This window comes from Ilumatobacter nonamiensis YM16-303, assembly GCF_000350145.1.
Lineage (GTDB): Bacteria > Actinomycetota > Acidimicrobiia > Acidimicrobiales > Ilumatobacteraceae > Ilumatobacter_A > Ilumatobacter_A nonamiensis.
On the sequence record NZ_BAOL01000166.1, the window covers coordinates 1 to 18,971 of the forward strand.

Consider the following 18,971-nt stretch of genomic DNA (forward strand, 5'->3'; position numbering starts at 1 on the left):
CTCCGGCGCGGTGTCGTCACCGCTCGTGGTCTCCACCGGCGCGGCGGTCGAGGCGCTGTCGTCGCCGTCCGAGGCGCAGGCGGCGAGCGCGAACACGGCGACGGTGGCGAGTGCACGCGTGAGGTGCGGAGCGGATCGACGCCCTCGCAGCGGAGACTCGTTCGTGGACCGAATGGCGGTCGCCGTTCCGCTCGTCGTCGTTGGGTGCATGGTGGTCATTCCTGTCGTGGTGTCCAGCGTCTTCGCTGGTCGATGTCGATGGGTGGGCCCGAAGACGGTCGGGGACGCGAACTCCTGTTCACGTGTCGTTTCCGAGAATGGTCGCGAATCGGCGGAACAGGGTGGTCGGCAGGTGCTCGTCGTCGGCGAGATCCGAGATGTTGGTGACGACGGCGACGGTCATGCCGCTCTCGGTGTCGGACATGACGAGCGCGGTGTATCCGAGACCTTCACCGGTGTGGCCCCACCAACCATCGATGTGACCGATGCCGAGGCCGTACGAGTCGTACTCGGGACCGGCGTCGAGCGGTCGTGCGATCGATCGCTGCTCGTCGCCGCCGTCGGCCAGCAGCCCGCCGTCCGCGAGCACGGGCCCCCATGCGAGAAGGTCCTCGATCGTCGCCGCCATGGCGCCGGACCCACCGAACACGCCGAACGTCAGCGGAGCTTCGACGAGCGCTCCATCGTTGGACTGGTAGCCGGTCGGCACGGAGCCGGCGATGTCGCTTGCCGTCGGCGCGTACAGCGCCGTCTCGAGGCCGAGTGGGTCGAAGATGCGCGACCGGAGGAGGTCGCCGACGCTCTCGTCGGTGGCCGCTGCGACGATCATGCCGACGAGCAAGGTGTTGGTGTTGACGTACACGTGCTCGGTCCCCGGCTCGAAGTCGAGTGGGTCGCCGTCGACGAACGCGAGCAGCTCCTCGTCGGTGAAGCTTCGGCTCACGTCGTCCAGGAATGCGGTGACGAACTTCTCGTTGGCGTACTCCGGCAGTCCGCTCGACATGTCGGCGAGTTCACGCAGCGTGATGTCGGTGTCTGCCTCGACGCCGTCGACGTACTCATCGACGGTGTCGTCGAGCGAGACGACGCCTTCATCGGCGAGTTCCAGCAGCACGTCGACGACGAAGGACTTCGTGACGGAGCGCAGTGGCCAGGTCATGCCGCCCGCGACTTCGGTACCGGATTCGACGTCACCGATCCCGAACTGCTCGATCCACTCCTCGCCGTCTCCGAACCTGACGGCGACCTCCATCCCCGGGGCACCGGTGCGCTCCATCTCTTCGGTCACCGCGTCGGCCAGCGCGGCAATCGTGTCCTCGCGCTCGGTGGACGCGGAGTCGCTCCCGCATCCGAGGACGACGGCTCCGAGGACGATCACCAGTGCGGTCGCATCTCGGACTCTCTGGCGCGGCATCGGGTTCCTCTCGGATTCTCGGGTTGGCTGAAGTCGGCCGACGCCCGTGCGCGCCGAAGATGAAATGAACGGTTCGGTACAGGTCGGACAGTAGCGCGGACGCCTCCGGCACCACGGGCCGTTGCCGTCGGACGCACTGGCAGACGTCGGAACCGGGGCGGACCGGCTCTCGACCATCCATCTTGACCATCCACCACGGCGCGAACGCGGTCGTTTACGTTTTTCGGATGGACGCAGGGGCCGGATCATCACTCTTCGACCAGATCGCACGAGGACTGGTCGGCAGAACCGTCGATGACGACGCCGACCACCCCGATGCTGCTCGAGCGCGCGATGCTCAGGACGGCGACGACGGCGTGGTCATCGGGCGGAGCCGCTCGTGGCCGGCACCCGACATCTCCACGCAGATCCAGCGGCCCAGCATCACCGAGCGACAGTGCTCGCGATCCGGCTGCTCCGACGCAGCTGCGGTGACGCTCAGCTACCACTACGGCCAGTCACAGGTCTGGATCGACTACCTCTCGCCCGAGCGCGAGCCGCACATGTACGACATGTGCGATCGTCACGCCGAGCGGCTGTCGGTCCCACAGGGCTGGCATCTCGACGACCGCCGCGGCGTGCGCCGCGGGGCGTTGATCGCCGTCTGAGCGTTCGTCACGGTCGCCGGTAGCGTTCGCCGCCGTGTCGACGCACGCCGGACGGGCCGGTGCCAACGAGGGCAACGCGGACCATGGTGCCCTTCCGGGTGTCATCGCGTTCGTGCTGACCTGGTTCGCGGCCGGATTCGCGTCCTCGATCGCCCTGCTGCTCGGCGGCGACGCCGATCCACAGCCGATCCCCGTGCTGGCCGTGTCGCTCGTCGTCGGCTGGTCGGTCTTCCTCCTCGGGACGTGGCTGACGTCGCGGAATCTCGGCACGGGTCACCCGGTCGACGACTTCGCGTTGCGGGCCCGGCCGATCGATCTCGTCGGTGTTCCGATCGGTGTCGTCAGCCAGCTGTTCCTCATCCCCGCCCTCTATTTCCCACTTCGCGAACTCTGGCCGGCCACGTTCGACGATGCCGCGCTGTCCGAGACGGCCGAGGACCTCGTTGATCGTGCCGATGGCGCGATGATCGTGTTGTTGTTCGTGCTGGTCGTCTTCGGCGCCCCGATCGTGGAGGAGGTCGTCTACCGCGGTCTCCTCCAACGACCGCTGCTCGACGATTTCCCCCCGTGGGCGGTGGTGACCGGTGTCGCGCTCGTCTTCGCGCTGGTGCACTTCCGCCCGGTGGAATACCCCGGGCTGTTCGCCGCCGGGTTGGTGTTCGGAGTGTTGGCGTGGCGGACCGGTCGGATCGGTGCCGCGGTCGCCGCGCACGTCGGGTTCAACGCGACCGGATTGGTGTTGGCGCTGTGACCCGAACCGCTGCGGTTTCTGGTGGAGTGACCCGGCCGGCGCACCCGCCTTTGTCAGAATGGACCGACTGTGATGGGTGCCGATCGTGACCGATGATCTTCGCAATGCCGATGGTTCGGCTGACGACGCCCACGAATCCGACGACGAGGACTTCGGGTCGTGGTTCGACGAGCGTTACGGCGACGACGATGCCGCAGCCGAACCGGCCGGCGTCGCCACCGACACGCTGATCGAGACCGACTCCGACACGGAGTCGGAACCGGAGGCCCCGGCCGACGACGAATCGTCCGCGGGCGACGTCGACGATCACGAGTCCGACACAGTCGCGACCGCCGCGAAGGCGTCGCTCTGGAAACGGGTCGGCGCCCGGATCGTCCGGCGTCCCGTGGGTTGGTGGAACCGGCCGTGGACGAACGAGCGCATCGTTCGGCTGCTCGTCACGAGTACCGCGCTCACCGTCACCACCGTGATCATCATGCGGGTCGTGCACTTCGCTCCGTTCCCGGGGCTCGGCGGCCAGGACCTGATCCTCGACAACAACACGCCGACCGGCGGCGACATGGGCGCCCACGTCTGGGCGCCGGCGTTCCTGCGCGACAACTTCCTGCCCAGCGGTCAGCTCAGCGGCTGGACGATGGACTGGTACGGCGGGCTGCCCCTGTACCGCTTCTACATGGTGATCCCGGCGCTCGCGATCGTGGCGCTCGACGTGATCCTGCCGTACGGCATCGCGTTCAAGATCGTCGCCGTCTCCGGGCTCGTCACGTTCCCGGCGGCCTGCTGGGCGTTCGGTCGGCTCGCTGCGTTCCGCCATCCGATTCCCGAGCTCTTCGCCTTCGGCGGTTTGTGCTTCCTGCTCGATGAGAGCTTCGAGATCTACGGCGGCAACGTCAAATCGACGATGGCCGGGGAGTACTCGTTCTCGATCGCGCTCACGCTCGCCATGCTCGGCCTCGGGCTGCTCGCGCACGGGCTGCGGACCGGCCGGTTCCGCGTGTGGGCAGCGGTGGTGCTGTCGCTCGCCGCGGTGTCCCACGGGATCGTGCTGATCTTCGTCGCCGTCGCGGCACTGATCATCTGCCTCGTGTGGCTCGATCTGTCCCGCCTCTTCTATGCGGTGACCGTGGGCGTCACCACGCTGCTCCTGTCCGCATGGTGGGTCGGTCCGTTCCTGTTCGGTCACGAGTTCATGACCGACATGAAGTACGGGTTCCGGCCGAACAGTTCGACGGACTCGTTCTGGGACATGTTCTTCCCGCTGACGCCGGCGCTCGACATCATCATCACGACCCTGGCCGTCATCGGGTTCGCGGCGTTCGTGATGCGCCGCCAGCTCACCGGTGCCGCGATCGGTTTCATCTGCATCGCGTTCGTGATCGGCGTCTACATCACGCGGGACAGCCTCCCCGTGATCGGTCTGCTGTGGAATCCGCGCCTGCTGCCGTTCGTGTACCTCACCCGCTACCTGCTGATGGTGGCCGGTGCGTTCGAGGTGATCTCGCTGATCATCAACGCGGTTCGGCAGCGGACCGCCGGGCGCCGACTCGACGCCTACGAGAGCGCCGGCGCGTTCAGTGTCGTCGGCGTCTCGATCCTGCTCGTCTTCGGCTGGATGTACGAGGTGCTGCCCTTCGACGGTCGGGCCGTCATCACCGAGGCGACCGACGAGGAGGCTGCCGTGTCGGCCTACGCGTGGGGGCCGTTCCGCAAGGGTGCCGAGAGTGGTCGTGCGGTCGCCGATGGCTGGTCGCGCTACAACTTCCGCGGGTACGAGGGTCGACCTGCGTATCCCGCCTACCACGACCTGATCACCACGATGGACGATGTCGGCCAGGACCGCGGGTGTGGCCGGGCGATCTGGGAGAACAACTCGGCCAACAGCGAGTACGGCACGACGATGGCGTTGATGCTCCTACCGCACTGGACCGATGGCTGCATCGCCTCGATGGAAGGGCTGTTCTTCGAGGCGACCGCGTCGACGAACTATCACTTCCTCACCGCCGCAGCCGTCTCGGAGAGTTCCTCGAATCCGGTTCGCCAACTCCGCTACACCAACAACGACGCCGAGGTCGGGGTGGAACACATGCAGGACCTTGGCGTCCGCTATCTGATGGTCCGCACCGACCCGGCCAAGAACGAGGCATCGACCACCGACGATCTGGCCCTGGTCGGCACGTCGGGAACCTGGGACATCTACGAGGTCCAGGACTCGAACATCGTCGAGCCGTTGACGGTCGAGCCGGTCGTCGTCGATCAGGCCGACGACGAGTGGTACAAGCCGGGTGACGCCCGTGAGCGCAATCTCGAACTCGGTACCAGTTGGTTCCAGAACCGGGATGCGTGGCCGGCCATTCCGGTCGACGACGGTCCCCAAGAGTGGCAACGGGTCGAGGCGTCGATCGTCGAGGACCAGCGCATCGAGCCGTTCGACGACCAGTCGCGCAAGGTCGACTACGTCGAACCCAGCCCGCCCATCACGCCGACGCAACTTCCCGAGGCCACCGTCAGCGACGTCGTGATCGGGGAGGAGTCGGTCGAGTTCAGCGTCGACGAAGTCGGGGTTCCCGTGCTGGTGAAGGTGAGCTACTTCCCGAACTGGACCGTGTCGGGAGCCGAGGGCCCGTACCGGGCCGGCGCGAATCAGATGATCGTCATCCCGACCGAAACCGACGTGAAGTTGAGCTACGACTCGCACACCGCGCTCGACTGGTTCTTCTACCTGCTCACCGCGATCGGCATCGGGCTGTGCTTCGTCTGGCGCCGCCAGGGCGATCTCCAGTACGCCGACGTCCGCCCCGGCTTCCGTCGCCGCAAGCGTGCCGACGACGAACCGACCGTCCCCGCCGAGCACACGTGGTCCGATCCGGACGCCGATCAGGAGAGCAACGGACCGTTGTCCCGGTTGAACGCGCTCGATGATGCCGGATCGACAGTCCAACCCGCTTCCCCGAACGACTCCGATGCGTCGCTCATGGATCCGACACCGGCCCAGCCGTCGATGCTCATCGCGGACTTCCCCGAGCCGATCGAACCCGAGTCCGACGATGCCGTGTCCGACGACTCCGAGCGCGACGACGAGACCCGCGAGAACCCGACCACGAACTGAGGGCTCCGGGGAAGACGGCAGACGACCGTCGCGAGTCCCGGTAGCGTTGCCCAGCGTCATGTCAGTCCTCGACCACATCGTCAAGGCGTACGACATTCGTGGAACCGTTCACGACGAACTCAATGCAGACGTCGCGCACGCCCTCGGAGTCGGATTCGCCCGCTTCGTCCACTCCCACGGTGCCCAGCGGGTGGTGATCGCGCGGGACATGCGTCCCTCCGGTCCCGGCCTCGTCGGCGCGTTCACGTCGGGAGTGACGGAGAACGGCATCGACGTCGTCGACATCGGCCTGGCGTCGACCGACCTGATGTACTTCGCGTCCGGCACGCTCGACGTTCCCGGTGCGATGTTCACGGCGTCGCACAACCCCGCTGGCTACAACGGCATCAAGCTGTGCCTCGCCGGCGCCCGACCGATCGGTGCCGACACTGGGCTCGCCGAGATCAAGGCAACCGCCCAGCAGGTGCTCGACGGGTCACCGCCTCCGGCGCTCGACGGTTCGGGAGAGCGGACCGAGATGTCGCTGCTCGACGACTTCGTCGAGCACGTCCTGTCGTTCGTGGACACCGCCGACATCGGCCGGCTCCGAGTCGTTGCCGACACCGCGAACGGAATGGGTGGCCTCGTGGTTCCGGCCGTGCTCGAACGGCTCGAGGGTGTCGAGTTCGAGATCATGTACCCGGAGCTCGACGGCACGTTTCCGAACCATCCCGCCGATCCGTTGCAGCCGGCGAACCAGCGAGATCTGCGCGCGCGGGTCGTGTCCGGCGGCTTCGACATCGGCCTGGCGTTCGACGGAGATGCCGACCGGGTGTTCGTGGTCGATGAGAACGGCAAGGGCTTGAGCGGGTCCACGACGACCGCGCTCCTCGCGTCAGCGACGTTGCGTCAACATCCGGGGGCCACGATCCTGCACAACCTGATCTGTTCGCGCACGGTTCCCGAGGTCATCGAGGAGCGTGGCGGCTCTCCGGTGCGCACTCGCGTCGGGCATTCGTACATCAAGCAGACGATGGCCGAGACCGGTGCGTTGTTCGGCGGCGAGCACTCGGCGCACTACTACTTCGCGCACAACTTCAACGCCGACAGCGGGCTGATCGCGTCGTTGATGGTCATGGCCGAGGTCGGCCGCTCGGGGACCAAGCTCTCGGAACTGCGGACACCGTTCGAGCGGTATTCGACGAGCGGCGAGATCAACACCCAGGTCGACGACCCGGCCGCGGTGATCGACCGCATCAGCGGTGAGTACGACCAGTATCCCCAGGACGACCTCGACGGCCTCACGGTCGATTGTGGCGACTGGTGGTTCAACCTGCGGCCGTCGAACACCGAACCGTTGCTCCGGCTGAACCTGGAAGCCGCGAACCGCTCGTCGTGTGACGATCGGGTCGCCGAGCTCCTCGCTCTGATCACGGTCTGACGCCGGCTCACTCCGTCCAGCACCGCCCGACCCCACACGCCGCCCACCCCGTTTGCGTTGCACTTCTGGTCGGACGTCCGACCAGAAGTACCACGCAAACGCGGATGGACCCGGCAGTAGCATGCGATCGCCGACCGACATTCTCCGAAGGACTCCCGATGACGCTCTCCACCGATCTGCTCGACATCCTTGCGTGCCCCGAAGACAAGGGTCCGCTGTACTACGTCGAGGCCGAAGACCTGCTCTACAACCCGCGGCTGCAGCGGGTCTACGAAGTACGTGACGACATCCCGGTGATGCTCATCGACGAGGCGCGCAACGTCGACACCGCCGAGCACGAGCGGATCATGGGCGTGATCGAGTCGTCCGGCCTCACGCCGACCTTCGACGCCTGACGTCGCGGCGCGATCGGTAGGCTCAGGGCTACTGGGCTGTTTGCTGACCCGGACCTGATGGTCCCGGCCCGGTTCGACTCACACGAACCACCGGAGGTTTCACCATGTCCGAATCCACGTCCACCTTCGCCGCCCGCAAGGACTGGCGCGTCGCCGACCTGTCGCTCGCCGGCTACGGCCGCAAGGAGATGCTGCTCGCCGAACACGAGATGCCCGGCCTGATGGCGCTCCGCAAGGAGTACGGCGACTCCAAGCCCCTCGCCGGCGCGCGGATCTCCGGATCGCTCCACATGACGATCCAGACCGCCGTCCTCATCGAGACGCTGACCACGCTCGGTGCCGAGGTGCGCTGGGCGAGCTGCAACATCTTCTCCACCCAGGACCATGCCGCAGCGGCGGTCGTCGTCGGCCCGAACGGAACGGTCGAGAACCCCGACGGTGTCCCCGTCTTCGCCTGGAAGGGCGAGACGCTCGAGGAGTACTGGTGGTGCACCGACCAGATGATGACGTGGCCCGACGCCCCCGACGGCACGAAGTACGACGGTCCGAACATGATCCTCGACGACGGCGGCGACGCCACGATGCTGCTGCACAAGGGCGTCGAGTTCGAGAAGGCCGGTGAGGTTCCCGACCCGACCGAAGCGGCGAGCGCCGAGTTCGCGATCGTGCTCGGCCTGCTCCAGCGGACACTGAAAGCGGACCCGGGCAAATGGACCCGCATGGCGAGTCACATCAAGGGCGTCACCGAGGAGACCACCACCGGCGTGCATCGCCTCTACGAGATGATGCGCAAGGGCGAGTTGATCTTCCCGGCGATCAACGTCAATGACTCGGTCACGAAGTCGAAGTTCGACAACCTGTACGGCTGCCGGCACTCGCTCGTCGACTCGATCTCGCGCGCGACCGACGTGATGATCGGCGGCAAGACCGCGCTCGTCCTCGGCTACGGCGACGTCGGCAAGGGGTGCGTGCAGTCGTTGCAGGGCCAGGGCGCCCGCGTGATCGTCACCGAGATCGACCCGATCAACGCGCTGCAAGCTGCGATGGAGGGCATCCAGGTGATGCCGCTGGAAGACTGCATCGGCGACATCGACATCTTCGTCACCGCATCCGGCAACTTCAACCTGATCACCGCCGAGCAGATGGCGCAGATGAAGCACAATGCGATCGTCTGCAACATCGGCCACTTCGACAACGAGATCGACATGGCCGGCCTCGCCCGCTCCGGTGCGACTCGCGACGAGCTGAAGCCCGGCACCGACGTGTGGCGCTTCGAGAACGGCAACCAGATCATCGTGCTCGCCGAGGGTCGTCTCGTGAACCTCGGGTGCGCAACCGGTCACCCGAGCTTCGTGATGTCGTGCTCGTTCACCAACCAGGTGCTCGCCCAGATCGAACTGTGGAAGAACACCGACCAGTACCCGCTCGACGTGTACGTGCTGCCGAAGCATCTCGACGAGAAGGTCGCCCGACTCCACCTCGATGCGCTCGGCGTGAAGCTCACGCAGCTCACCGACGAGCAGGCCGAGTACCTCGACATCGACCCCTCGGGCCCCTACAAGCCCGAGAACTACCGCTACTGAGCCGTTGCGCTGCGTGTCGAACACGCAGCGCAACGCTCGAGCGAGGTGACGACGGTTCGCTCGTTGACGAGGTCGGCGAGGTTCGCGACACTGGCGGCGTCGTGGCGTCTGCCACGACGCCGGCAGATGATGCCGACGGAACGGAGGGTGCGGACGTGAGCGGGGCGAAGAGCGATGGGGAACGTCGCGAGCTGTTGGAACGGATGAAGCAGACGTGGTTCGATGACGCGGGCGCTGCGGCCGACGTGGCGACGGAGCGCATGGCGTCCGGTGACACGGAGGTCGACGACCCGGACGAGGACTGGGCGAACGACGGGCTCGCCGACTGGGTGTTGGCCGGCGGACTGTCCGCGCAGGGCAGGGAGCCCGATGCGGTGTCGAGTGAGCCGAGTCAGGCGCTGCGCGACGCGTACGCGTCGTTCGAGCCCGACGTCCTCCTGTCGATGTTCCCGGACGAGAACGTCGCTCTCGACGTCGCCGAGCAGGTCGACGATCTCGTGCCCGACCCGTCCCGAGCGGAGTCCCCGGCCCTCACTGGCGCGTTCGAGGTGATCGCGGCCGGGCTCGATCGCTGTGCCGTGCTCAAACAGATCGCCGGTCAGCCGATGTTCGAGGCGATCGCCCGCGAAAAGCTCCAGACGATCAGGTCGCAGAAATCCGCGATCCTCGGTCTGCGTGACGCTCTGGAGCGGCGACAGCGCGAACTCGACCAAGAGGCCGCGGCGCGTGAGAAGGAGGACCAGGCGTGGCGCGAGGCCGGGGTCGAGCGCCCGACCGGGTTCGCGGCGATGTTCGCCAAGCCCGGTGACGCGGCAGCGGCGAAACGTCGCGAGGAAGATCGGCGCAAGCTCCTGCAGGAGACCCGGGATTACGAGCGCAAGATCCACGAGAAGCTCATGAAGGACCGCCGCGACGCCATGGACAAGCAGCACGAGCAGTTCCTGCGCATGATCCAGGGACGTCGCTACTGACCGAGCGGGTGCGAAATCGTCCGCACCGAGCGCGGAAGTTCGCGATACTCGTCGTCGTCGTGACAGCGGGTCGCGGCCCTGCCGGGGGTGGCCGGCGGACCGGGAGGGTCGAACAATGACGGACTACGACGAACAACAACGCCTCGAAGAGGAGCAGCGCCAGCGCGAAGAGGAGGAGCGCCGACGCGAGGAGCGCCGGGCGAAGTGTGAAGCCGCGCAGCGCGACCGAGCGGCGGCCAGCGATCAGATCGAGGTACTGAACGAGCACATCGCGAGCTCGAAGTCTCGTGCCGCCGACGCCGACGAGCGGGTCGGTCGGATCGAGGAGTGGCTGAGCATGGCTGCATCGACGCAATCCGAGGCGCGTTCGAACGTCGAGTCGGCGGTCCGTGAACGCGACGCCAAACGAGATCAGCTGAGCACGGCACGAAGCGATCTCGAACAGGCGCGTTCCGACCTGCGGGACGCACAGGAGGGGGTCCAGCCGATCGGGTGGGAGGCGCATGTCTCGGGACCTGATCGCGTGCGCGAGCTCGAAGGCAAGGTGTCGTCGCTCGAGAGTTCGATCGAGTCGCTCACCGGCCGGATCGAACAGAATCGCAATGTCGTCCAAGAGCAGGAGTCCCGGATCTCCGAACTGCAGGGTCAGCTCTCCGAGGCGTCCAACGCGGGAACGAGAGCGCGCGCCGAGGCAGGCGCTGCCTCCGATGAGCGGTCGCGTCGCGAGTCGGAGCGGTCGGAGGCCGAGGCTCGGGTGTCCCAGTACTGCGGCTGATCCCGGAAGCCCGACGTCAGCGGGGGACGGGGGCGGTGGTTTCCACCGGGTCGGACATGCTGAGCGGCGGGATGAAGATCTGCGCGAGCGGCCCGATCGCGAGCGCGAACACCACGGTGCCGATGCCCATCGCACCACCGAGGGCGATGCCGATCAGCAGCACGATCACCTCGACACCGGTGCGTGCCGCTCGGATCGAGATCGAGTGGCCGGCGATCGACTGACGGGCGAGCCCGGTCATCAACCCGTCGCGCGGCCCCGGCCCGAGTCCGGCGCCGATGTAGAAGCCGGATCCGATCGCCACGATCACGACACCGCCGAGAATCATCACGACGCGGACGACCACGAAATCGACACCGTCGACCAGTGGCAGCGTGATGTCCACGACGATTCCGATCACGAACGCGTTGAGGATCGTGCCGAGTCCCGGTTGCTCACGCAGCGGGATCCACAGCAACAGCAACAGGACACCCACGATGATGATGACGTTGCCGGTGGAGATTCCGGTCAGCTCGCTCACCCCGGTGTGGAACACGTCCCACGGTGCCGCGCCGAGGTCGCTCGCGATGAGCAGGGTGATCCCCACGCCGAACAGGATCAGGCCCACCATGCACCGAACGATCCGTTCGACGGGCTGGTCCCGCGGGACGAAGCGTCGCGCCAGTGGGGAATCGAACACCCCGTGAGACTACGGACCGGCGGTCCCACTGCCGCGTGGATCGTCGGGCGGAGGTGGTGGCGGCGATGCCACTCAGCCGGCGATGCAGCCGACCACGATGAGTCCCTGGCCGAGGTGATACAGCGTCATGATCGGGATGCGACGGTCGGCTGCGGGTTGCACGAACTTGCCGACCCCGATCAGTCCGTCGGACGCGGCGAACGCCAGTGAGCCGATCACGATCGGCCAGCGCCCGGTCGCGGAACCGGCGATGATCATGGCTCCGATGACCGCGACGTAGGCGAGGACGGGGACCCGCATCGGCTCGCCGCGCAATGCTCGTTCGATCGGAAGGCCGAACACCCAGACCACCGCTGCGAGCCCGACGACGCCCACCAGAATCCACGGAGTCGACGACGAGATGGTGACGAACGCCGCGATGTAGAGGACGTGTCCGACGAGGAAGGCCGCGAGACCGGCGAGGAATCGGTCGACGTGGGGAAGGAGCGCGACATCTCCGATCAGCCCGAACACGAGAGCGCCGACGATCCACGGTCGGAGCGACGTGGGGTCCAGATCGGCCACGAGAGTGACGCCGATCAGCGCAAGCATCACCGCGGGCTTGGCGAATCGCTCCACGCTTCGGTGATCGGTGTGCACCGCCCACCAATCGATCAGCATGCACACCACGGCGATGCACGACAGGACTGCGACCGCCATCGTGCGGATGGTAGCCGTGACTCGCGTCGCCCCAGCTCAGAGGGCTCGAGAAACTCTGAGGTACCCCCACGCTTGAGTGGAGCCCATGATCTTCGAAACACGTTGCGCCGGATGTGACAAGCCCGGAGCGCCGATCTGCACCACGTGTCGGTTCGCCCTGCTCGGACCCGCCCCGCGACCGTCGCCCCACGGTGTGATCTCCGCCGTCCCGTTCACCGGCCGGGCGCGCAGCATCGTGCTGGGCTGGAAGTACCGCAACCGGCGCGCGGTCAGCCGTCATCTCGCCGGGTTGATCGTGAATCGTCTGATCGAGACCAGGGCCCAGCACGACGTCGACATGGTCACGTGGGCGCCCACCAGCACGAAACGGCGTCGGGAGCGCGGGTTCGATCAGGGCGAGCTGTTGGCACGCGCCGTCGCCCGTCAGCTCGGTGTGCCGTGCCGTCGCTTGCTCGATCGGGATGCATCGGCGTCGCAGACCGGCCGGACGCGAGCGGAGCGTCTGGACGGCCCGACGTTCGTCGCTCGTCCGGGCCTCGACGGCGTGCGCGTGCTCGTCGTCGACGACGTGGTCACCACCGGATCGACGCTCGGAGCGGCGGCGGCGGCGCTGGGAGATCGGGGTGCCGTGGCGTGTCTCGCCGCCGTCGCATCCACTCCGGATCGTCGGATCGCCGAGGTGGTGCCGATGCGGCGACATGCCGCCGCAAGCGCAGCCTGACGCGCTGTTCGCTCCATCGGCCACCCTCCCGGGCGGCCCGGTTCGGGTGGGGTCGCGCCGGTAGCATGGTCGGTCGCATGGGAATCCTCGACCGCATCCTCCGCGCCGGTGAAGGCAAGAAGCTGAAGGCACTCCAGGGCATCGTGCCCGAGATCAACGCCCTCGAGAGCGAGGTGAGCGCGCTCAGCGACGAGCAGCTCACCGCCAAGACCGCCGAGTTCCGTCAACGCATCGACAACGGCGCCGAACTCGACGAACTCCTCGTCGAATCGTTCGCCGTCACCCGCGAAGCCGCCGACCGCGTGCTCGGCCAACGCCACTTCGACGTGCAGCTGATGGGCGGCGCTGCGCTCCACTTCGGGTGGGTCGCCGAGATGAAGACCGGTGAGGGCAAGACCCTCACCTCGACCGCCCCCGTGTACCTCAATGCCCTCACGAACCAGGGCGTCCACCTCGTCACGGTCAACGACTACCTCGCGCAGTACCAGTCGGAGTTGATGGGTCGGATCTACCGCTTCCTCGGGATGGACGTCGGCCTGATCCTTCCCGGCCGGGGCGCCACGCCCGCCGACAAGCGCGCGGCGTACGCCGCGGACGTCACGTACGGCACGAACAACGAGCTCGGTTTCGACTACCTGCGCGACAACATGGCAGCGAGCAAGGACGCCAAGGTTCAGCAGCGTGGACACAACTTCTGCATCGTGGACGAGGTCGACTCGATCCTCATCGACGAGGCCCGTACCCCGTTGATCATCTCGGGACGAGTCGCCGACGCGGCGAAGCTCTACTACCGCTTCGCCTCGATCGTCCGCTCGCTCAAGCGTGACGAGGACTACGAGTTCGAAGAGGACAAGCGGGTCGTCGTGCCGACCGAGCAGGGCATCGAGAAGGTCGAGTCGGCACTCGACGTCGACAACCTCTACGACAACGTGCAGGCGAACCTCGTCCACCAGTTCACCGTGGCCCTGAAGGCCAAGGAGATCTACAAGCGCGACAAGGACTACATCGTGCAGGGCGGCGAGGTGAAGATCGTCGACGAGTTCACCGGTCGCATCCTCGAAGGTCGCCGCTGGTCCGAAGGTATCCACCAGGCCGTGGAGGCCAAGGAAGGCGTGAAGATCAAGGAGGAGAACCAGACCCTCGCCACGATCACGCTGCAGAACTACTACCGGCTGTACGAGAAGCTCGCCGGGATGACCGGAACCGCGCAGACCGAAGCGGCGGAATTGATGAACACCTACGGGCTCGGCGTCGTGCCGATCCCGACCAACATGCCGGTCATCCGCGACGACGAGGCCGACCTGATCTACAAGTCGGAGGACGCGAAGTTCAACGCGATCATCGACGACATCCAGGAGCGCCACGAGAACGGCCAGCCGATCCTCGTCGGTACCGCGAGCGTCGGCCGCTCCGAGAAACTCGGTCGCCTGCTCGACCAGCGGGGGATCCCCTGCGAGGTCTTGAACGCGAAGCAGCACACTCGCGAGGCCGAGATCGTCACCCAGGCGGGACGTCTCGGCGCCGTGACGGTCGCCACGAACATGGCCGGTCGCGGTGTCGACATCCTGCTCGGTGGCAACCCGGAGGGTCTCGCCCGTACCGACGTGCTCCGGAGCGGCTACGAAGAGGACCACCTCGCGCACGAGTTCGAGTTGCCGATGCCACTCGATCAGATGCCCGAGGAGTATCAGGAGAAGCGAGCCGAGGCCCAGGCGCTCTACAAGGAGCGGCTGGAGAAGTACAGCGCCGAGTGCAAGGCCGAAGGCGACAAGGTGCGCGCGCTCGGCGGTCTCTACGTCGTCGGCTCCGAACGTCACGACAGTCGCCGCATCGACAATCAGCTCCGCGGTCGCTCCGGACGCCAGGGTGACCCCGGTGCGTCCCGGTTCTTCCTCAGCCTCGAGGACGATTTGATGCGTCTGTTCGCGACGGGCGCGCTCAACTTCGTGATGGGCCGAGCCCTGCCCGAGGACGAGGCGATCGAGGCGAAGATGGTCACCAAGGCGATCGAGCGGGCGCAGACCACCGTCGAGACGAAGAACGCCGAGATCCGTAAGAACGTCCTCAAGTACGACGAGGTGATGAACGAGCAGCGCAAGATCATCTACCGCCGCCGGGATCAGATCCTCGACGGCGAGGACTTGCGTTCGGCCGGCATGGAGTACCTCGCCGAAGCGGTCGACGCGCTGATCGCGACCCACTGCGCCTCCGCGGCCGACGACGAGTGGGATCTCGACGGTTTGGCCAAGGAACTCACGCTCTACTGGCCGAACTCGATTGGTGAGGCCGAGCTGAAGGACTGCGCCGACACCGACGAGATCTACGACATGGTGATGGCCGACGCCACTGCGCACTACGAGCGCCGCGAGGCTGAGTTGGGCGAGGACGTCCTCCGTCAGGTCGAGCGTCAGGTGATGCTGCGGATCATCGACCAGCGCTGGCGGGAACACCTCGAGGAGATGGACTATCTCCAGACCGGCGTGAACCTGCGTGCGATGGGTCAGATGGACCCGCTCACCGAGTGGCAGCGTGAGGGCTTCGAGATGTTCGGGTCGATGATGACCGGGATCGCGCAGGACTTCGTGAAGTACGTGATGCACGTCCAGGTCGTCCAGAACGCTGCGGGAACTCCGAGGTCGAGCGACGGACGCGCTGCGGTCGCCGATCCCGCCGACGTCAACAACAACGGTTCGATCGAGCCGGCGGAGTCCGGTGTCAGCAACATGACCACGAGTTCGTCCGACGATGTCGACGCGAGTTCCTACCGTTCGGCTGCAGCGACGGGTGGAGAGGGCGCCATGCCGGCTGCCGCGACGCCCAACACCACGACCAAGCAGCAGACGGTCGTCAAGGATGACTTCTCCAAGACCCCGCGGAACGCCCCGTGCCCGTGCGGGAGCGGCAAGAAGTTCAAGAACTGTCACGCGGCCTAGGACGTCGATTTCTCCCTCATGCGCGACTTCACCCCTGACATCCGCGACGTTCAACGTCGCCTCGACGAGGCCGAGAACTACCTCGCGATCGCGGACAACCGCGAGCGCTTCGCGGTCCTCGAAGCCGAGATCGCCGACCCCGCGCTCTGGGACGATCAGGATCGGGCACGCAAGCTGAACGGCGAGTACGCGAACCTGAAGGACGACCTCGACACGTTCGATCGCCTGGCCGAGCAGCTGGGCGACGCCGAGGTCTTGCACGAGCTCGCACGGGACGAGGACGACGAGTCGCAGGAGGCCGACATCGAGCAGCAGATCGGAGCGATCAGCGCGGAACTCGATCGGCTCGAACTCCGCAGCTTGTTCACCGGCGAGCACGACGACGCCGACTGCATCGTGCAGATCAACGCAAAGGACGGTGGCGTCGACGCCCAGGACTTCTCCGAGATGCTGCTGCGGATGTACGAGAAGTGGTGCGAGCGGCGCGGTTTCACGATCTCACTCAACGGCGTGTCCGAGGGCCAGGAGGCCGGCATCATGTCGGCCGAGGTCACGATCCAGGGTCGCTACGCGTACGGACTGATGTCGGCCGAGCGCGGCACCCATCGACTCGTGCGGATCAGCCCGTTCGACAACCAGGGCCGGCGCCAGACGTCGTTCGCGGCCGTTCAGGTGTGGCCGTTGATGGACGACGTCGACGTGGAGATCGACGAGTCCGACATCGAGATGCAGGTCTTCCGCGCATCGGGCGCCGGCGGGCAGCACATCAACAAGACATCATCCGCGGTTCGGCTGATCCACCACCCCACGGGGCTCGTCTCGAGTTCGCAGGAGGAGCGCAGCCAGCTCCAGAACCGGGAACGGGCGATGAATCGACTCTCGGCGATGATCGCGGCGAAGGCCGAAGAAGATCGCCAAGCCGAGCTCGATTCGATCGCGGGCAAACAGGCGCAGGTCGGCTGGGGCAGCCAGATCCGCAGCTACGTGATGCAGCCGTACCAGATGGTGAAGGACCTGCGGACCGAGCTCGAAACGGCCAATGTCCAGGGTGTTCTCGACGGCGACATCGACTTCCTCATCGAGGGCTTTCTCCAACAGCGTCGGGCCAACCACGACGAGTGACGGTTCGCGGGTGGCGCGCGTCATGCCGACCTGCCGCGGCGCACAACAACTGGAGCGGTACCGTGTTCCAGCCCGTCAACCAGGGCGAGATTTCACATGATCAGACTTGAGAACGTCACCAAGAGCTACTCCGCCGAAGTCGTCGCGGTCAAGGACGCGAGTTTCGACGTCGCCAAGGGCGAGTTCGTCTTCATGGTCGGACCGTCGGGTTCGGGCAAGAGCACGCTCCTGAAGCTGCTGAACCGTCAGGACCGCCCCGAGAAGGGCGCGGTGTGGGTCGCCGGTCGGAACATCGTCGACCTCCCCAGCGGACGCATCCCGATGCTGCGACGCAACATCGGCAACATCTTCCAGGACTACAAACTACTGCTCGAGAAGAACGTGTTCGAGAACGTCGCGTTCGCTCAGGAGGTCATCGGCCGTCCGCAGCACGTGATCCGTCAGCAGGTCCCGGCCGTACTGGACCTCGTCGGCCTGTCCGGCAAGGAAGAGCGGATGCCGAACCAGCTGTCGGGTGGTGAGCAGCAGCGCGTGTCGATCGCCCGGGCGTTCGTCAACCGGCCGCTGATCCTGCTCGCCGACGAGCCGACGGGAAACCTCGACCCGGCCACGGGCGAGGGCATCATGCGTCTGCTCGACCGAATCAACAAGACCGGAACGACCATCGTCATGGCCACGCACGATCAACGCATCGTCAACTCGATGCGCAAACGCGTGATCCAACTCGACCGAGGCATCATCGTCCGCGACCAGGCTCGCGGCGTGTATGAGTGAGGTGACCTGATGCTCTCCCGACTTCGCTACATCTTCCGCGAGACCTTCGACAGCTTCCGACGCAACGCCACGTTGACCGTGGCCTCGATCATCACCGCGGCGATCTCGCTGCTCGGTGTCGGGCTCACACTGCTCAGCCAGGAAGGCTTCGACAACCTGCTCTCCAAGTGGGAGGGCGGCGTCGAGATGATCATCTTCATGCGTCCGGACGTGTCCGACGACCAGAAGGCGCTGATCGAGAGCAGTCTCAACGAGAACAGTCAGTTCATCGAGTCGTGGACCTACTGCGACGTCGAATGCTCGATCGCGGAGAGCGAGCGGGTCCTCGCCGCCGAGCCCGGTGTGCGCGACCTGCTCAACGAGTCGAACATTCCGACGCAGTACAAGGCGGTTCCGACCGAGGCGACCGACGTGGCGCTGCTCCGCCAGGTGTCCGACGAGTTCGCCGGTGGCCCCGGCGTGTTCGAAGTCGTGTTCGCCGAGGACCAGATCACGCTGATCGAACAGCTCCAGTCGTTCTTCGGCTTCCGCTTGTTCCTGCTGTCCGGCTTCCTCCTGGTGGCCGCGGTGTTGCTGATCTGGAACACGATCCGAACGGCGATCTTCGCGCGACGTCGCGAGATCGAGGTGATGAAACTGGTTGGCGCGACCGACTGGTTCATCCGGATCCCGTTCATGCTCGAAGGACTCCTGCACGGGGTGATCGGTGGCGCGCTGGCGAGCCTGGGGCTCGGGATCTGGAACTCGCAGTGGACGCGCGGCGTCCAGGGTTTCCCCGAGAACAGTGGGTTCGCGTCGCTGGTGATCACGAACGGTTACGACAAGCAGGTCATGTTGATCATGCTGCTCATCGGTGCCGTCGCCGGCGCCATCGGCTCCGGCATCGCCGCCAGCCGCTTCCTCGACGTGTAACGCCCCCGACCCACCCAACGCGGCAACTCGTGAACGGTTCCCGCGCTCCGTGCGCGAACTGTTCACGAG

General features: G+C 66.3%; 16 protein-coding genes and 1 pseudogene. 13 read left to right on the forward strand and 4 right to left on the reverse strand.

Translation table 11 applies throughout. The features are described from left to right. A pseudogene (locus tag ON45_RS23675) lies at positions 1-219 on the reverse strand (hypothetical protein); the annotation flags it as partial. A 79-nt stretch (positions 220-298) separates the two neighbouring features. Beyond that, positions 299-1,414 carry a serine hydrolase domain-containing protein gene (locus ON45_RS14595; RefSeq protein ID WP_040494736.1) on the reverse strand — a complete coding sequence of 372 codons (1,116 nt, stop codon included), beginning with the start codon at positions 1,412-1,414 and terminating at the stop codon, positions 299-301. Between the two features lie 227 nt (positions 1,415-1,641). On the opposite strand from ON45_RS14595, the gene ON45_RS23680 reads away from it, so the two are divergent. From ON45_RS23680 to ON45_RS14635, 8 genes are all read left to right on the forward strand, one after another. After that, complete coding sequence (locus ON45_RS23680; RefSeq protein ID WP_083915019.1) at positions 1,642-2,061, forward strand: DUF3499 family protein; 420 nt, start codon at positions 1,642-1,644, stop codon at positions 2,059-2,061. A 34-nt stretch (positions 2,062-2,095) separates the two neighbouring features. Next, positions 2,096-2,812 (forward strand): CPBP family intramembrane glutamic endopeptidase, encoded by a 717-nt coding sequence (locus ON45_RS14605; RefSeq protein WP_040494737.1) that lies wholly within the window; start codon positions 2,096-2,098, stop codon positions 2,810-2,812. Between the two features lie 85 nt (positions 2,813-2,897). Next, entirely contained in the window at positions 2,898-5,918 is a 3,021-nt protein-coding gene (locus ON45_RS14610) for a putative glycosyltransferase family protein (protein WP_148288705.1), read from the forward strand. Positions 5,919-5,976: 58 nt separating this feature from the next. Further along, positions 5,977-7,338: a phosphohexomutase domain-containing protein gene (locus ON45_RS14615; protein ID WP_040494739.1), complete on the forward strand. Its 1,362-nt coding sequence runs from the start codon at positions 5,977-5,979 to the stop codon at positions 7,336-7,338. A 158-nt stretch (positions 7,339-7,496) separates the two neighbouring features. Then, positions 7,497-7,733, forward strand: coding sequence for a Trm112 family protein (locus ON45_RS14620; RefSeq protein ID WP_040494740.1), 237 nt, complete (start codon positions 7,497-7,499; stop codon positions 7,731-7,733). Between the two features lie 104 nt (positions 7,734-7,837). Further along, positions 7,838-9,316 (forward strand): adenosylhomocysteinase, encoded by a 1,479-nt coding sequence (gene ahcY, locus ON45_RS14625; RefSeq protein ID WP_051063114.1) that lies wholly within the window; start codon positions 7,838-7,840, stop codon positions 9,314-9,316. Between the two features lie 155 nt (positions 9,317-9,471). Then, a complete protein-coding gene (locus tag ON45_RS14630; protein WP_148288706.1) occupies positions 9,472-10,287 on the forward strand; it encodes a hypothetical protein in 816 nt (271 codons plus the stop codon). A 115-nt stretch (positions 10,288-10,402) separates the two neighbouring features. After that, positions 10,403-11,062, forward strand: coding sequence for a hypothetical protein (locus ON45_RS14635; protein WP_040494742.1), 660 nt, complete (start codon positions 10,403-10,405; stop codon positions 11,060-11,062). A 16-nt stretch (positions 11,063-11,078) separates the two neighbouring features. On the opposite strand, the gene yczE is transcribed toward ON45_RS14635, so the two are convergent. After that, a complete protein-coding gene (yczE, locus tag ON45_RS14640) occupies positions 11,079-11,741 on the reverse strand; it encodes a membrane protein YczE (RefSeq protein WP_040494743.1) in 663 nt (220 codons plus the stop codon). A 72-nt stretch (positions 11,742-11,813) separates the two neighbouring features. After that, entirely contained in the window at positions 11,814-12,440 is a 627-nt protein-coding gene (locus ON45_RS14645) for a lysoplasmalogenase (protein WP_051063115.1), read from the reverse strand. Positions 12,441-12,525: 85 nt separating this feature from the next. Here ON45_RS14645 and ON45_RS21640 point away from each other — a divergent pair, with 85 nt between their 5' ends. The 5 genes from ON45_RS21640 to ON45_RS14670 all read left to right on the forward strand — a co-directional run bounded on the left by ON45_RS21640 (position 12,526) and on the right by ON45_RS14670 (position 18,902). Then, positions 12,526-13,161 (forward strand): ComF family protein, encoded by a 636-nt coding sequence (locus tag ON45_RS21640; protein ID WP_148288707.1) that lies wholly within the window; start codon positions 12,526-12,528, stop codon positions 13,159-13,161. Positions 13,162-13,238: 77 nt separating this feature from the next. Further along, a complete protein-coding gene (gene secA, locus ON45_RS14655) occupies positions 13,239-16,094 on the forward strand; it encodes a preprotein translocase subunit SecA (RefSeq protein ID WP_040494744.1) in 2,856 nt (951 codons plus the stop codon). Between the two features lie 18 nt (positions 16,095-16,112). Continuing rightward, complete coding sequence (gene prfB, locus ON45_RS14660) at positions 16,113-17,216, forward strand: peptide chain release factor 2 (protein WP_040494745.1); 1,104 nt, start codon at positions 16,113-16,115, stop codon at positions 17,214-17,216. A 96-nt stretch (positions 17,217-17,312) separates the two neighbouring features. After that, positions 17,313-17,990 (forward strand): cell division ATP-binding protein FtsE, encoded by a 678-nt coding sequence (gene ftsE / locus ON45_RS14665; protein ID WP_040494746.1) that lies wholly within the window; start codon positions 17,313-17,315, stop codon positions 17,988-17,990. Positions 17,991-17,999: 9 nt separating this feature from the next. Then, positions 18,000-18,902, forward strand: a complete 903-nt coding sequence (locus ON45_RS14670) for a cell division protein FtsX (RefSeq protein ID WP_040494747.1) — start codon at positions 18,000-18,002, stop codon at positions 18,900-18,902. The last annotated feature ends 69 nt before the right edge of the window (positions 18,903-18,971 follow it).